This is a genomic window from Lentzea waywayandensis (assembly GCF_900115955.1).
In the GTDB taxonomy this organism is placed as follows: domain Bacteria; phylum Actinomycetota; class Actinomycetes; order Mycobacteriales; family Pseudonocardiaceae; genus Lentzea; species Lentzea waywayandensis.
The window spans coordinates 41,809-57,055 of record NZ_FOYL01000008.1 but is presented as its reverse complement, the minus strand read 5'-3'; the positions used below and the strand labels follow the sequence as shown (position 1 = coordinate 57,055).

General features: G+C 69.3%; 11 protein-coding genes. 7 read left to right on the top strand and 4 right to left on the bottom strand.

Annotated features, from left to right (window positions below):
• The first annotated feature begins 138 nt into the window (after window positions 1–138).
• Together BM417_RS28155 and BM417_RS28150 are read left to right on the top strand one after the other, a co-directional pair.
• Complete coding sequence (locus BM417_RS28155; protein WP_093600860.1) at window positions 139–810, top strand: response regulator; 672 nt, start codon at window positions 139–141, stop codon at window positions 808–810.
• On the top strand, window positions 807–2,210 hold the full coding sequence (locus tag BM417_RS28150) for a sensor histidine kinase (protein WP_093600858.1): 1,404 nt from the start codon (window positions 807–809) through the stop codon (window positions 2,208–2,210). Before BM417_RS28155 ends, BM417_RS28150 begins: the two co-directional genes overlap by 4 nt.
• Here the strand turns inward: BM417_RS28150 and BM417_RS28145 are convergent, their stop codons facing one another.
• Complete coding sequence (locus tag BM417_RS28145) at window positions 2,211–3,983, bottom strand: sugar phosphate isomerase/epimerase and 4-hydroxyphenylpyruvate domain-containing protein (RefSeq protein WP_093600856.1); 1,773 nt, start codon at window positions 3,981–3,983, stop codon at window positions 2,211–2,213. It abuts the gene before it with no gap.
• Window positions 3,973–4,821 carry a shikimate dehydrogenase gene (locus BM417_RS28140; RefSeq protein WP_093600854.1) on the bottom strand — a complete coding sequence of 283 codons (849 nt, stop codon included), beginning with the start codon at window positions 4,819–4,821 and terminating at the stop codon, window positions 3,973–3,975. The genes BM417_RS28145 and BM417_RS28140 overlap by 11 nt, the downstream gene beginning before the upstream one ends.
• Window positions 4,822–4,931: 110 nt before the next feature.
• Between BM417_RS28140 and BM417_RS28135 the strand changes: the two genes are divergently transcribed.
• The 5 genes from BM417_RS28135 (at window position 4,932) to BM417_RS28115 (ending at window position 11,473) form a co-directional block, all read left to right on the top strand.
• Window positions 4,932–5,573, top strand: a complete 642-nt coding sequence (locus tag BM417_RS28135) for a TetR/AcrR family transcriptional regulator (protein ID WP_093600852.1) — start codon at window positions 4,932–4,934, stop codon at window positions 5,571–5,573.
• 75 nt (window positions 5,574–5,648) lie between these two features.
• A complete protein-coding gene (locus BM417_RS28130) occupies window positions 5,649–6,953 on the top strand; it encodes an MFS transporter (protein ID WP_093600850.1) in 1,305 nt (434 codons plus the stop codon).
• 65 nt (window positions 6,954–7,018) lie between these two features.
• Window positions 7,019–8,365 (top strand): hypothetical protein, encoded by a 1,347-nt coding sequence (locus BM417_RS28125; RefSeq protein WP_093600848.1) that lies wholly within the window; start codon window positions 7,019–7,021, stop codon window positions 8,363–8,365.
• A gap of 265 nt (window positions 8,366–8,630) precedes the next feature.
• Window positions 8,631–9,965, top strand: coding sequence for an endo-1,4-beta-xylanase (locus BM417_RS28120; RefSeq protein WP_093600846.1), 1,335 nt, complete (start codon window positions 8,631–8,633; stop codon window positions 9,963–9,965).
• A gap of 74 nt (window positions 9,966–10,039) precedes the next feature.
• Window positions 10,040–11,473 carry a WGR domain-containing protein gene (locus BM417_RS28115; RefSeq protein ID WP_093600844.1) on the top strand — a complete coding sequence of 478 codons (1,434 nt, stop codon included), beginning with the start codon at window positions 10,040–10,042 and terminating at the stop codon, window positions 11,471–11,473.
• Window positions 11,474–11,656: 183 nt separating this feature from the next.
• On the opposite strand, the gene BM417_RS28110 is transcribed toward BM417_RS28115, so the two are convergent.
• Together BM417_RS28110 and BM417_RS28105 are read right to left on the bottom strand one after the other, a co-directional pair.
• The gene (locus BM417_RS28110; protein WP_177320641.1) at window positions 11,657–13,744 is read right to left on the bottom strand and encodes a glycoside hydrolase family 2 protein; all 2,088 of its coding nucleotides are present in this window, start codon (window positions 13,742–13,744) and stop codon (window positions 11,657–11,659) included.
• 46 nt (window positions 13,745–13,790) lie between these two features.
• Window positions 13,791–15,230, bottom strand: coding sequence for an IucA/IucC family protein (locus BM417_RS28105; RefSeq protein WP_093600842.1), 1,440 nt, complete (start codon window positions 15,228–15,230; stop codon window positions 13,791–13,793).
• Window positions 15,231–15,247 lie beyond the last annotated feature (17 nt).

Sequence of the window (15,247 nt, the reverse complement as noted above, 5' to 3'; positions counted from 1 at the left end):
GACGCCGCCACCTTCTCCCCCGATCGCGGATCCCCTCATCCACGCGGCAGAGCCTGCCAGGGTGAACCTGAAGGGACGCTGAAAGAACCTGAACCGGATTTCAGGACGCGATCATGAGCGATGCGGCAGGCTGCCCCCATGCGCGTGCTCGTGGTGGAGGATGATCCCCGTCTCGCCGACCTGCTCACCCGCGGCCTGACCGCCGAAGGGTTCGCCGTCGACGTGGAGCGCACCGGCACGGACGGGCTGTGGCGGGCGCGGGAGCACCCGTACGACGTGATCGTCCTGGACATCATGCTGCCCGGTCTCAACGGTTACCGGGTCTGCCAGGCGCTGCGGGACGCGGGCGTGTGGACGCCGATCCTGATGCTCACCGCCAAGGACGGCGAGTTCGACGAGGCCGAGGGCCTGGACACCGGCGCCGACGACTACCTGACCAAGCCGTTCTCCTACGTGGTGCTGGTGGCCAGGCTCAGGGCGCTGGCCCGGCGGTCGCGCACCGCCCAGCCGGTGTTGCTGCGGGCGGGCGACCTGGTGCTCGATCCGGTCAGCCGGGAGTGCCACCGGGGTACCGCGCGGATCGAGCTGAAGGCCAAGGAGTTCTCGGTGCTGAGCTTCCTGCTCAGGCACGCCGGCGAGGTCGTCACCAAGTCGGAGATCATCGACGGCGTGTGGGACGCGGCGCAGGACCCCGACCCCAACCTCGTCGAGGTCTACATCAGCGCGCTTCGCCGCAAGATCGACACGCCGTTCGACCGGCGGAGCATCACCACCGTGCGCGGCGTCGGCTACCGGTTGGTGGACCGATGAAATCCTTGCAGGTCAAGGTGACCGTGCTGGCCACGGTGATCACCGCGCTGCTGATCGGGCTCGCCGGGACGCTGATGCTGACGGCACAACGCCGGCAGATCGCCGACCAGACGGCGGACAGTTCGCGCGTGCACTACATGTGCTCCAGCCAGAACTGCGTCCGGCTGCGCGAGCAGACGACCGCTCCCACGCCAGGGGTGCTGGTCCGGTACGCAAGCGTCGAGGTGCGGCCGGAGTTGTCGATGTGGCCGTTCACCAAGCTCGGCGAGACCCCGTACCAGGTGATCGGGGACGGGCCACGCCTCGACGAGGAGTTGACGCTGAACATCGTCTACCAGGCGCAACGGCAGCTGAACAGCGCGACGCTGGTCCTGTTCGGCGTGCTTTCCTCGATCGCCGCGCTGGTGTCGGTCACGGTGCTGGGCGCGGCCAACCGGGTGCTGCGGCCTGTGGAGGCGATGCGGGCCGAGGTGGCCGAGATCAACGAGCACAACCTCACCCGGCGCGTCCCGGTGCCGTCCTCCGACAACGAGATCGCCCGGCTGGGCAAGACGCTGAACGAGACGCTGGACCGGATGCACAGCGCCGTCGAGGACACCCGCAGGTTCGTCGCGGACGCCTCGCACGAGCTGCGCAGCCCGCTGGCCGCGTTGCGGGCCGAGCTGGAGATCGCGCTGTCGCATCCGCACCTGGCGGACTGGACCACCGTCGTGAAGGCGGCGCTGGAGGACGCCGAAAGACTCCAGGAGCTGACCACGGATCTGTTGCTGCTGGCCAGGTTGGACGCCGACGCACTGGACAACCAGGACACCGTGGACCTCACCGCCGTGGTGCGACGGGAAGTCTCGCGCCGGGCGATGGTCACCCTGGAGGCCGACGACCACGTCGTCGTTCCGGGGCGACGGGCGCAGCTGTCCCGGCTGCTCGGCAACCTGCTGGACAACGCCGAACGCCACGCGGGCACCGAGGTGGTCGTGCGGCTGCGCGGCGGGCCTTCCGCGACGATCGAGGTCATCGACGACGGCCCCGGCATCCCCGAGGCGGACCGGGAACGCGTCTTCGACCGGTTCACCCGGCTCGACGAGGCCCGCACCCGTGCCGCGGGCGGCGCCGGCCTCGGGCTCGCGATCGCCCGGCGCATCGCCACCAGGCACCACGGCACGCTCGAAGCCGCCGACGCCGAGGGTTTCCGCGGAATCCGTTTCGTGGCAACGATTCCGACCGGCGTTTCGCTACCGAGGAAAGCCGCCGCGCAGCAGCGCGCGGGCGACGAGGTGTGGCAGTTCCTCAACGGCTCGATCGTCTCGACGCACTTCCACATCCCCGAACCACGCCCGGCGCTCGAACAGCAACTGGAGTGGGAGCTCATCTTCGGCGAGCACCAGCCCGTGCCGCGGTGATCAGGCGCGCGCGAACCGCCGCGCCTCGTGGTGGGCGGCCATCCGGACGGGTGCGTTGACCACACCGAAGCCGCGGTAGCCACCGATCCGTTCGACCACCTCGAAGAACACCCTCGCGCCCGCCAGTTCGGTGTAGAAGTGCAGGTACTCACCGAACTCGTCGCGGTCGTAGAGCACGGAGTTCTGCCGGAGCGCGTCGACACGATCAGCCGACAGTTTCGTGCGCGCCAGGAGGTCGTCGTAGTAGTTGCCGGGGATCTCCAGCAGCCGTGCGCCCAGCTGCCGCAACGTTTCGGCGCACGCGACCGCGTCGGCACAGGTGAACGCGATGTGCTGAGGCTCCTCCACCGCCGGTGCCCACCCTCCACGCCGAACCAGCGCGCAGTCCAGGGTGAGCCGGACGCCGCCGCCACTCACGCCGCGACCGCGCACCAGGCCGAACGGCGCCGCGAACTCCGCCGTCACACCAGGTTCCAGGCCCAGCACCGAACGGTAGAACAGGCCCGCCTCGTCGAAGTTGTCGAACGGCTGGGTCAGCGCGACGTGGTCGATGCCGGTGATGCCGGCCTCCGGCGCCGACTCACCGGTGGGCACGAAGTCACCGAGCCAGTCGTCGTCCGCGCACAGGAAGATCTCGGTGCCGTCAGGTGCGGCGATCGCCGTCAGCGGCGCCTCACCAGGACCTGCCTTGCGTGCCAAGGGAGGCGCGAGCAGGACCTTCGCCCGCCGTGCCGCGGCGGCCGGGTCCGGCACGGAGACACCGAGCGCGCCGATCGCACCGGGTTCGCCTTCCGCGTTGACCAGCACGCGCGCTTCGCCCTGCGTCCACAGTTCCACGGGCTTCGAGCGATGCACGCCCGTCCGCGTGAAGCCCAGCACCGCGAGGTCCGACTCCCCCACGACCTCGGCGAAGGCGTAGCCGGTCGGAACGGGCGCGGCGGGAACGTCCAGCAGCCGCAAGGAGTCCTGGAGACCGACGAGCGACCGCATGGCGTCGACCGCGGCGCGGTGCGGGTCGGACTGGCGGAAGACGTCGTTGAACACCTCGAGCGAGAGCGGGCCGCGGTACCCGGCGTCGAGGACGTCACGGGTGAACGTCGTCAGGTCGAAGTCGCCCTGCCCAGGGAAAAGCCGGTGGTGGCGGCTCCACGGCAGAACGTCCATCGGCAGCGTCGGCGCGTCGGCGAGCTGGAGGAAGAAGATCTTCTCGCCGGGGATCGCGCGGATGGCCCTGGGATCGTCCCCTTTGGACAGGATGTGGAAGCTGTCGAGGCAGACCCCGAGTGACGGATGCCCGGCGCGGCGCACGATCCGCCACGCGTGCTCGTAGCCGTTGACGTACCTGCCCCAGGCGAGTGCTTCATAAGCGATGCGCAGGCCGCGTTCGCCCGCGCGCGTCGCGAGCAGGTGCAGCTGTTCCGCGGCGAGATCGTCGTCGTCGATGGCCTCCGGCGACACCGAGGAGCACACGAGCACGGTGTCCACGCCCAGTTCGGCCATGACGTCGAACTTCTGCTCGGCACGGCGAAGGTTGGCGGCGAGCACGTCCGGCGGCACGGCCTCGAAGTCGCGGAAGGGCTGGTACAGATCGATGCTCAGGCCGAGATCGGCACAGCGTTGCCGGATCTCCGCCGGGCCGCGGCGGTCGGCGAGCAGGTCGTTCTCGAAGAGCTCGATGCCGTCGAAGCCTGCCTCGGCGGCCGCGGTCAGCTTGTCGTCCAACGTGCCGGACAGGCACACGGTGGCGATGGCGGTGCGCAGATCAGGACGCATGAGCGGGCTCTCCTTCCAGCTCCTCGAAGTGCGCGAGCATCCGGTCCGCGTCCGGTTCGACGCCGGTGAACAGCCGCAACGACTCGGCGGCCTGGAGCACGACCATCCCGCCGCCGTGCAGCACCCGGCAGCCCCGTGCCCGCGCGGCGGCGAGGAGCGCGGTCTCCAGCGGCCGGTAGACGATGTCGGCGACCCAGAGTTCGCCCCGCAGCAACGACTCGTCGAGCGGCAGGCCGGGATGTGCCGCCATGCCCGTGGGGGTCGCGTGGACGAGGCCGTCCGCGGTGCGCACGGCCTCAGGGGTGCAGGTGGTGGCCCGGCCGGGGCCGAAACTCCGCTCCAACGCCGACACCAGCTTCGCGGCACGATCCCGGTCGACGTCGTGGACGCCGAGGTGTCCGGTGCCGAGCGAGAGCAACGCGTGGGCCACGGCGGCGCCCGCCCCGCCCGCGCCGAGCAGGACGACGTTCTTCATCCTGGCGTCCGGCAGGCCCCGGCTCAGGCTGCGGGCGAACCCCGTCGCGTCGGTGTTGTGGCCGATCGCCCTGCCGTTCTCGAAGACCACGGTGTTCACGGCGCCGAGCGCGGCGGCCTCCGGGACGAGTTCGTCGAGGTGCGGCAGGATCGCCTGCTTCGCCGGATGGGTGATGTTGAGGCCGTCGAACCCCTCGGCCCTGGCCTGCGCCAGCACCTCGTTCACCGGCAGGCCGATGACGTCGAGGTCGAGCAACCGGTAGCTGTAGGGCAGCCCGAGCTCGGCGGCCTCGCGTTCGTGCAGCGCAGGGCTCAGCGACGGGCCGATGCCGGAGCCGATGAGCCCGATCAGGTAGGTGGTCACCCGGCCTCCACTTAATGTACGAACTAGTGAGTTCACTCTAGCGCGCCGAGTCGCCCGCAGGAAGTGCTGCACTAGAGTTGGCTGGTCATCCGCAGATCGAAGGGGGCTCGGTGGCCGCACCGCCGTCATCCGATGAGCGCCAGCGGGACAAGGACCGCACCCGCGCCGACATCCTGGACGTAGCCACGCGGGAGTTCGCGGACAAGGGCTACACCGGGGCGCGGGTCGACGAGATCGCCGAGCGCACCAGCACGACCAAGCGGATGATCTACTACTACTTCGGCGGCAAGGAACAGCTCTACATCGCCGTCCTGGAGCAGGCCTACCTCGCGATCCGGGCTCTCGAAGCGGAACTCGACGTCGAGCACCTCGAACCGGAGGACGCCATCCGCCGGCTCGCGGAGCTGACCTTCGACCACCACGAGGCGCATCCCGACTTCATCCGGCTCGTCAGCATCGAGAACATCCACCGCGCCGAACACATCGCACGGTCGGAAGTCCTGGCGGGACTCGCGAACCCGGCCCTCGACGGCCTGACGCAGATCCTCGAACGGGGCCGCGCGGCCGGCCGGTTCCGCGACGACGTGGACCCGCTCGACGTGCACATGGTGATCAGCTCGTTCTGCGTCTTCCGGCTCGCGAACCGGCACACGTTCGCCGCGATCTTCGGCAGGGACATGCTCGACCCCGGCCGCCGCGAGCACTACCGACGCATGCTCGGTGACATGCTGATCGACTATCTGACCAGCTGAAATCTCGCTCTTGACACACGGGGGTCACATATCCGACCTTGTATTAACTAACTAGGTCGTACATGGGAGTACGCCGTGACCACATCGATGGCCCGCAAGACTGCGCTGGCAGCCTGGATCGGCAGCGCCCTCGAGTACTACGACTTCTTCATCTACGGCACCGCCGCCGCGCTGGTCTTCAACAAGGTCTTCTTCCCCGCCGCCGATCCGGCGACGGGCACCCTGCTCGCGCTCGGCACGTTCGGCGTGGGCTACCTCGCCAGGCCGCTCGGCGCGTTCATCCTCGGCCACGTCGGGGATCGCTTCGGCCGCAAGAAGGTCCTCGTCTTCACGCTGCTGCTGATGGGCGTGGCCACGTTCGCCGTCGGCTGCCTGCCGACCTATGCCACAGCAGGTGTCCTCGCACCGGTCCTGCTCGTCTTTCTCCGCCTGCTGCAAGGACTTTCGGCCTCGGGCGAGCAGGCGGGCGCGAACTCGATGTCGCTGGAGCACGCCCCGGATCACCGCCGGGCGTACTTCACCAGCTTCACGCTGAGCGGCACGCAGGCAGGGCAGATCCTCGCCACAGCGATCTTCCTGCCGGTGGCGGCACTTCCCCAGGAGGACCTGCTGACGTGGGGCTGGCGCGTGCCGTTCTGGTGCAGCGCGATCGTCGTGGTGGTCGGTCTCATCATCCGCCGCAAGATCGACGAGACCGCGGCGTTCAAGCGCACCAAGGCGGCCAAGCTGCCGGTCGCGGTGTTGTTCCGGACGCACTGGGCCGACGTCCTGCGGGTCGTCCTCGCGGCCACCATCGCGTCGGTCAGCACGATCTTCACCGTCTACGCCCTGAGCTACGCGGTGAACACGATCGGCCTGGCACGCACGCCGATGCTGTGGGTCGGCGTGCTGGCCAACGTCGTCGCGCTGGCCGCGATCCCGTTGCTGGCAGGGCTTTCGGACAGGATCGGCCGCAAACCCGTGTTCCTCGCGGGCTGCGGCGCGTGCGCGATCCTGATCTTCCCGTACCTGTGGTCGATCTCCATCGGCGCGTACGGGCTGGTGTTCGCGCTCGGCATCCTGCTGTTCGGCGTGTGCTACTCCGCGATCAACGGCATCTGGCCGTCCCTGTACGGCGAGATGTTCAGCACCGAGGTGAGGCTCTCCGGGATGGCGATCGGCACGCAGATCGGCTTCGCCATCGCGGGCTTCGCGCCGAGCGTGGTGGCGGCCATCGGCGCCGGGCGTGACGACTGGATCGGGGTCGCGATCTTCACCGCGGCGGTGTGCGCGGTCAGTGCGACCGCGATCGCGACGGGACGTGAGACGTACAAGCGTCCAACGGCGGAGCTCGGCCGCTTGCCGCAGGAAGCTGCTGCCGGGGCCTCATTGGGCCGTTGAGGGGTGGCCGGGGCGACTCCGCCGGGGTGCAATGATCCGGCGGAGTACGCCAACGGAGGTGTCGCATGCGAGCACGGCTCGTGGTGTCGTTGCTGGGACTCGTGCTCGTCGCAGGTGGTGCGCCCGCAGTGGCCGATCCCCTGCACGTTCCCGGTGACCAGCCGTTGCCCGGTTACACCATCGTCAACCCTCCACTGGCGCCCGAGGTGATCGACGGGCGGCCGACGAGGGTGTTGCAGGGCGTCCACCGGCATTCCGCGTACGTCGTCGAGGTGCCCGCGAAGTGGAACGGCCGGTTGGCCATGTGGGCGCACGGCTACCGCGGCACCGGCACCGTCCTCACCGTGGACCCACCGGCGTACGGCCTGCGCACCCGGATGCTCGGCCAGGGCTACGCCTGGGCCGCGTCCTCCTACTACAGCAACGGGTACGACGTCCGTGCCGGTGTCTCGGCGACGCACGACCTGGCACAGCACTTCGGCACGCTGGTCGCCAGGCCGAAGCAGGTGTTCGTCGCAGGGGTGTCGATGGGCGGGCACGTCATCGGCCGTTCGCTGGAGCAGTACCCCGGCTTCTACGACGGCGCGCTGCCGATGTGCGGCGTGCTCGGCGATCACGAGTTGTTCGACTTCTTCCTCGACCACCAGCTGACGGCGCAGGCGCTCGCCGGGATCCGCGCCTACCCGATCCCGGCCGACTACCAGACGGCCGTGGTGCCGCGCATCCAGGAGAAGCTGGGGCTGAACGGACTCCTGCCCGGCGGCCCGGACACCGTGACGGACCGGGGCGCCCAGTTCCGCGCGAACGTCGTCGAGCTCAGCGGCGGACCGCGTCCTGGCTCGACCCCCGCTTTCGCGTACTGGAAGGACTTCCTGTTCAGCCTCGCCGCGCCGCCCAACGACAGCGCGCCGCTCCCGCTCGACCCCGGCCGGTTGGCGACCAACCTCGGCACCCACTACCAGCCGAACACCCCGGTCGACCTCAACCGCGAGGTGCGGCGGGTGGCGCCGCGCGACTGGCGGACCCGTCTGTCCCCCGCGCTCACCGAGGTGCCCCGGATCGCGGGTAAGCCACGGGTTCCGGTGCTCTCGCTGCACGGGCTGGGTGACCTCTTCGTGCCGTTCTCGATGGAACAGGACTACCGGGCCGACGTCGCCCGCAACGGCCAGTCGAAGTTGGTGGTGCAGCGGGCGATCCGCACGGTGGACCACTGCGAGTTCTCGCCGGCGGAGGCGGGTGCGGCGTGGGACGACCTCGTGAGGTGGACCGACCGCGGCACGAAGCCCGCCGGTGACGCGATCGGCGATCGTGACGCGGTCGCCGCGCCCGCGTTCGGCTGCCGGTTCTCCGATCGCGCGGCCTACACCGGTCCCGGCACCCGCAGGTTGTTCTCGCCCTGTCCCGTGAACTGAGGTCGACGGCGGTTTCGAAACTTTGCCGTTTTGCCGCCCTTCGGCGCGTGCCGGGCGGGGCATTCACCTGGACGTTCGACGAATTCGACACCTGATTCAACGGATTCGACGGCTCTTGATCCGTCGAACCGGTCCGGTCGACACTGCGGGAAGTTCGTTCGGGCGGCATGGAGATTTGGCGCGATCCCTGCCGCTCGCACCGAACGGTGTGTCGACCGATCCACTCCACCCGCCTTTCGCGGGTGCTTCTCAGAAAGCGCCGAAAATGACGCTGACAGCGAAGTCAGTCGCACGGGTCACTCTCGTGTCAGCCCTTCTCACCGCCGTCGCGGGTGCCGCGATCATCGGAGCGTCGCCCGCCAGTGGCGCCGCCTCCACGTTGGGCGCGGCCGCCCAGCAGAGCGGCCGCTACTTCGGCACCGCGGTGGCCGCGGGCAAACTGGGCGACTCGACCTACACCGGGATCCTGAACCGCGAGTTCGACATGGTCACGGCCGAGAACGAGATGAAGATGGACGCGACCGAGCCCAACCAGGGCCAGTTCAGCTACGGCAACGCCGACCGGATCGTGAACCAGGCCCGCAACCAGGGCAAGCGAGTCCGCGGGCACGCGCTGGCGTGGCACTCGCAGCAGCCCGGCTGGATGCAGAACATGTCCGGCTCGTCGCTGCGCAACGCGATGCTGAACCACGTCACGCAGGTCGCGACCTACTACCGCGGCAAGATCTACGCCTGGGACGTCGTGAACGAGGCCTTCGCCGACGGCAGCAGCGGCGGCCGCCGTGACTCCAACCTCCAGCGCACCGGCAACGACTGGATCGAGGCGGCGTTCCGCGCGGCCCGTTCGGCCGACCCCGGCGCAAAGCTCTGTTACAACGACTACAACACCGACAACTGGTCGCACGCCAAGACCCAGGGCGTCTACCGGATGGTGCAGGACTTCAAGTCCCGTGGCGTCCCGATCGACTGCGTCGGTTTCCAGGCGCACTTCAACAGCGGCAACCCGGTGCCGTCCAACTACCACACCACCCTGCAGAACTTCGCCGCCCTCGGCGTGGACGTCCAGATCACCGAGCTGGACATCGAAGGCTCCGGCAGCACGCAGGCCCAGCAGTACCAAGGAGTCACCCAGGCCTGTCTGGCCGTCGCGCGGTGCACCGGCATCACCGTGTGGGGCATCCGCGACACCGACTCCTGGCGCGCTTCCGGCACTCCGCTGCTGTTCGACGGCAGCGGCAACAAGAAGGCCGCCTACACCTCGGTCCTCAACGTCCTGAACAGCGGCACGAACCCCGGACCGACGAGCACCACCACGTCGTCCAACCCCGGCGGCGGGGGCTGCACGGCGACGTACTCCGAGGGCGAGAAGTGGAGTGACCGCTTCAACGGCAACGTCACCGTCTCGGGCACGGACAACTGGATCGTCACGGTCACCGTGAGCTCGCCGCAGCGGATCATCGCCACCTGGAACACCAGCGCCACCTGGGACTCGGCCAACGTGATGACCGCGCGCCCCAACGGCAACGGCAACACGTTCGGCTTCACCATCCAGCACGGCGGCAACTGGAACTGGCCGAGCGTCTCCTGCCGCGTCGGCTGATCACCGCGGTCGCCGGAATTGTCGGACCCCCTTGCTACGGTCGTTTCAGCTGATCAACGCGAGGGGGAAAGACCGTGGCCGCTGCCACCACGTACCTGGAGCTGTCGGAGTCCGGCGGAAGTGCGCACAAGTTCTACGAGGTGGTCGTCGACGGCACGACGGTCACCATCACGTTCGGCCGCATCGGTGAACGCGGGTCCACTCGCGAGTCGACGTTCGCCGATGCGGCCAAGGCGGTGGTCGCCGCGGAGAAGAAGATCGGCGAGAAGGTGCGCAAGGGGTACGCGCCCGCGGTCAAGGGGCAGCGGGCGCGGCGGGCGATCACCCGGCGCGAGATCACGAGCGTGCAGTCGAGTGCCCGGCAGGCTCCTGTGCTGTGGCGCTTTCACTCCGGCGCGCCGGCGTTCGGCATCTTCATCGGCGAGGACGAGGCGTGGGTCGGCAACGAGCGCGGTGACGTCTTCACGCTCGCGCACGACGGCCAGGTGACCGGGCGGTACGGGCTGCCGGACGGCGTGAAGTGCATCGTCGCCGACGACTTCTGGATCTACGCGGGCTGCGACGACGGCCGCGTGTACGACCTGGGCGGCAAGGTTCCGCGCGTGGCGTACGAGATCGCCAACGACGTCGACATCTACTGGCTCGACATCGACGACGGCGTGCTCGGCGTGTCGGACCGGCAGGGCGGCATCACGATCGTCGACCACGAGGACGAGTTCCAGTGGTCGCGGCGCAGCACGGGCGACAGCGCGTGGATGGTGCGGTGTGCGCCGGAAGGGGTGTTCCACGGGCATTCTCGCGGCGTCACGCACTACGCGGCGCGCAGCGGCGATCCCGTGTGGCACGCCGAGACGGTGGGCGCCGTGCTGTTCGGCTGGCAGGAGCCGGCCGAGGTGTTCGCGGGCACCAGTCGCGGGTACGTGCACCGGTTAGCTCGCTCCAATGGCGCCGAGAAGGCGCGTTACCGTTGTGACGCAGCGGTTTTCTCGTGCGCCACCTCGCCGGGCGGCGACTACGTGTTCGCGGGCGACAACCACTCGTCGGTGTACTGCTTCGCGGCGGACGGCACGCGGTTGTGGAAGCTCGGCACGGGCTGCGGTTCCGCGTACTCCATGCAGTACCGCGACGAGCGCCTGTACATCGTCACGACGGACGGTTCGCTGGCGTGCATCGACGCCAGCCCGGCGGCGATCCACGCTGCCGAACAAGGAGAACTGCCGCAGCGCAGCGACATCAAGGCCGACCACTGGCAGCGCGTCGAGGCGACCGCCGCGGTGGAGACCGTCGTGGCCGGCGCGGTTCCGGCGGGTGGCATCGTCGTGGAGTGCGTGCAGGACGGCGGGCGGCTGCGCGTGCACGTGATCTCCGACGGATACGACCGCACTCGCGCCGTGCAGTTCCCGAAGGACATCCGCGTCCCCGGCGCGCGTTACCTGGTGACCGAGATCCACACTTCGGCGAGCGGCGGCTTCTACCGCGCGAGGGGAGAGATCAAGCGGCTCCTGTGATGCCAGGGCCCGGGGTTGTGGCACCGCGGCAGGTCGATGGCGTCACCGGTCAGGACGTACCCGCCGGACCGGTGCGCGATCGCCGGCGCCACCAGGACGCACCGCTGCCGGGGGCGGCTCCAGGTCCACCGCTCCCGCGCTCACTTCTCCCGGCAGACGCGACACCCCAGCGCCCCAGAACACTCACGCGGAAGTGAGCGTCCAGGTCGCCGTGTCGGTGTAAGTGCGTCCGTCGCGCGTGCCGGTGATCGTCACCGTGTTGGCGCCCGGCCGCAGGGAGATAGGCCAGGTGTAGATGTGGTCCGAAGCGGGCGGCTTCGGACCACCGACGGCCACGCCGTTCAACGTCAGCTGCACGGTGTCCGTCGTGCCGTAGGCGCGCACGGTGGTGGCGGCGGCGGTGCGCTGGGTCCAGCGGGCGCTGTTCAGGTGCACGAACGGGGTGTTCGTCCAGTTCGCCTTGTACAGGTAGAAGGAGTCCTTCCGGGTGGCGCGGTCGTAGGTGACCAGGCCCTTGTCGTTGCGTCCCAGGGTGTCGCCCTCGGAGCGGCTGTCGACGGCGAAGTCGAACATGTTCCAGACGAACGTGCCCCACAGGTACGAGCGCGTCTTGATGTCCGCCCAGTGGTTCTCGTGCACGAGGGTCTGGTACTCCTCCGGGTGCCATCGCGAGGTCGTCACGGGCGGGCGAGGGTTCTCCTCGTGCTGCGCGATGCTGCCGCCGGCTCCGTACTCGCTCAGCGCGATCCTGCGGGCCGGGTCGCGGGCGTGCAGGCGGTCCGCCCAGCCGCCGGGGCCGGTGCTGCTGGTGTCGTACCAGCCGAAGTACTTGTTGTAGGCAGCCAACTCCGCGTGGCTCGACACCGGGTCGAGGTCGCCGATGTGGCTCGCGTAGGTCGAGTGCCGGCCGGAGTCCTCGGCCCGGACGGCGGCGGCGAGGTCGCGCAGCAGGGTGTTGGTGGCCGTGTTGCTGGTCTTCTGCTCGTTGCCGATGCCCCAGAACGCGATGGACGGGTGGTTGAAGTTCTGCCGGATCATCTCCAGCAGCTGCTGCTGGGCGTTCGCGCGGAACGCCGCGCTGTCGGTGATCTCGTTGACCAGCGGGATCTCCGTCCACACCACGTAACCACGTTCGTCGGCGAGGTCGTAGATCTGCTCGGCCTGCTGGTAGTGGGCGGTGCGCAACGCGTTGACGCCCATCTCGTCCATCAGGTCGAAGTCCTGGCGCTGGTGCGCGGGCGTCACCGCCCAGCCGGCGTTCAGCCGGTCCTGGTGGGCATTCACGCCGTTGAGGCGCAAGGGCCTGCCGTTCAACGAGAATCCGGTGCTGGCGTCGACGGCGGTGGTGCGCAGGCCGAGCGGTTCGGTGACGACGTCCTTCACCGCGTTCGTGTCGGCGTCGATGATCTCCACGCTGGCGCGGTACAGGTACGGGTCAGCCTTGCCGTTCCACCGGTGCGGGCGCGCGATCGTGACCGTCTGCACGGTGTCGAAACCGGTGGCGGCGTTGACCGAACGGGTCGCGGACGTCGTCTCGCCGACGATGACGCCGGCGTGGTCGGCGACGACCGTGCGGATCTTGACCCGTGCCGCGGAAGCGCGGTTGTTCCAGGCCTTCGTGGTCACCTCGACGCTCGCGGACGCGTCACTCAGAGACCGTTGCCGCAGATAGACACCGGGGCCGCCGGAGTCGCCCATGCGCGCGGCGAGCAGGTCCAGCGCGGTCAGCGAGACGGTCCGGTAGATGCCGCCGAAGAACGTGAAGTCCGCGGAGATCGGGGCGATGTCGGCCTTCGCGGCGTTGTCCGCCTTGACCGCGATCACGTTGTCCTGCCCCAGTTTCAGCGCGGCGGTCGCGTCGAACCGGAACCCGGCGAAGCCGCCGCGGTGCTGGCCCAGCTTCACGCCGTTGACCCACACGTCCGCGACCTGGTTCACGCCGTCGAACCGCAACCACAGCCGGCGGCCCGCCAGCGTCGTGGACGGCGTGAAGTGCTTGCGGTACCAGCCGATTCCCCGGTAGTAGTTCGACCCGCCGTCCTGGCCGTCGGTGGCGTTCCACGTGTGCGGGACGCTGACCTGCGACCACGCCGAGTCGTTGAAACCCGATGCCTCGGCCCCGGCGGCGTCCGCGCGCAGGAACCGCCAGCCCGCGTCGAGACTCACCTGCGCGCGTGTCACCGGTGGCACGTAAGCCGAAGCCGCTGGTGTGCCGACGAACATCGCGGAGAGCAGAAGCAGAGGCAGGAGCAACGCCGGCAGACGTGTCATGCCACTGAACGTATGGGCGCGATGAAAACGGTGTCAACGAAAGGAGCTAGTTCCGGTACAACGGGTTGGGGCAGTCGACGTACCGGCTCGCCGCACCCTCCGCGCGCGTCCAGCGCAGCAGCAGGTTCGCCTTCGCGGGCACGAACCGGTTCTCCAGCAACGACATGACCTGTTCACATCCGTGATCTCTTGCATACGCAACGAAAACAGACCGTGCCTCGGTCCACACGTCGAGCCCGGGGTGCCGGACCAGCACCGCGCCGGCGATCTCGATCAGGTGGTTGACGATCAGGCAGTACTGGAGCCGCTCCCAGCCCTTCGCCTCGGAGACTCCCCGCGACCCCTCCAGTCCATCCATTGAGGACAGAAGCTCCGCGTGCCGGGGCAGCAGCCGCATGCCCTCGGGGTCGCGGTAGATCGCCTGCACCGGCATGCCCGCGGAGTCCACGCCCACCAGAACGTTCTGCAGGTGGCACTCCATCACGATGCCGTGCGCGAAGAACGCGTGCAGCACCGGAGGAACGACGACCGAGACGTACTGCCGGAACCAGCGCAGCGCGGCATCGGAATCCAGGCCGTCCAACGGGTTTCCCTCGAATCCCTCGCTGATTCCGGCCGCCAGCAACGGGGTCACGCCCGGAAGAACGTGCTGCCGGAGGCCGTCGCGCACCACGACCGCCAGCCCCTCGAACGAGTCCGGCGAGGTCCGGTAACCGCGGTCGATCAGGAAGGCCGCACCGGGGAAGTCCGACGCGATATCCGCGAACACCGGTCTCAGCAGGCGCCCGAGCGGCGGGATCCAGCGCAGGTCGTGCTCCCACAACCGCCGCACGTCGTTGGTGATCTGCACGTCCAGGCTGAACTTGTAGAACAGGTCCGCGGCCGGGTCGTAGACCGTGCGCACCGACGACGTCGGCCACACCTCGTGCTCCGCCACGGCACCCGTGAGGCCCAGCAAGGAGAGTTGCCACGGATGCGCGGGCAGCACACCGGCGGGCAGCGGCACCTCGCCGTCGTCGACGAACTCGCCTTCCAGGTGCGCCAGCGAAAAGCTCGCGTGCACCTCGGGCGAGTAGGGCAGCCACTCCGAGGCGGGCAGGCCGCCGCGACCCTTCGGCGCGGGGTGGTAGCGGTGGCCGGCGATCAACGCCTGCTCGGAACGCCGGTAGAGGTCGGCCGGCGGCGCGGCGCGGGCGTCGAGGACGGCGGCGATGGCCGACCGCGAGCCCGCGATCTCGTCCAGGAAACCGACCGGCGGGTCGCCGAGCTCCTTCGTGATGAGCACCGCGAGTTCGTGCCACGACAACGGCTGCCACGACCCGGTGAACACCTCGGGGTCCGACAGCCAGCGCCCCTCCCGCACCCGCAGCAGGACGCCGGTGCGGGGCAGGCGGATCGTGCCGTTCGCCCACTCCCCCACCTCGCGGCGCAGGCAGTTCAGCAGGGCCGTCGTGGTGACGGCGTCGGGGTCAGTGCTGGCTTCCACCGGTGTCCGCTTCCCTG

Coding starts and splice junctions, on each gene's coding strand:
- BM417_RS28155 (WP_093600860.1), top strand. CDS start 139: ATGCGCGTGCTCGTGGTGGAGGATGATCCCCGTCTCGCCGACCTGCTC.
- BM417_RS28150 (WP_093600858.1), top strand. CDS start 807: ATGAAATCCTTGCAGGTCAAGGTGACCGTGCTGGCCACGGTGATCACC.
- BM417_RS28145 (WP_093600856.1), bottom strand. CDS start 3,983: ATGCGTCCTGATCTGCGCACCGCCATCGCCACCGTGTGCCTGTCCGGC.
- BM417_RS28125 (WP_093600848.1), top strand. CDS start 7,019: ATGCGAGCACGGCTCGTGGTGTCGTTGCTGGGACTCGTGCTCGTCGCA.
- BM417_RS28120 (WP_093600846.1), top strand. CDS start 8,631: ATGACGCTGACAGCGAAGTCAGTCGCACGGGTCACTCTCGTGTCAGCC.
- BM417_RS28110 (WP_177320641.1), bottom strand. CDS start 13,744: ATGACACGTCTGCCGGCGTTGCTCCTGCCTCTGCTTCTGCTCTCCGCG.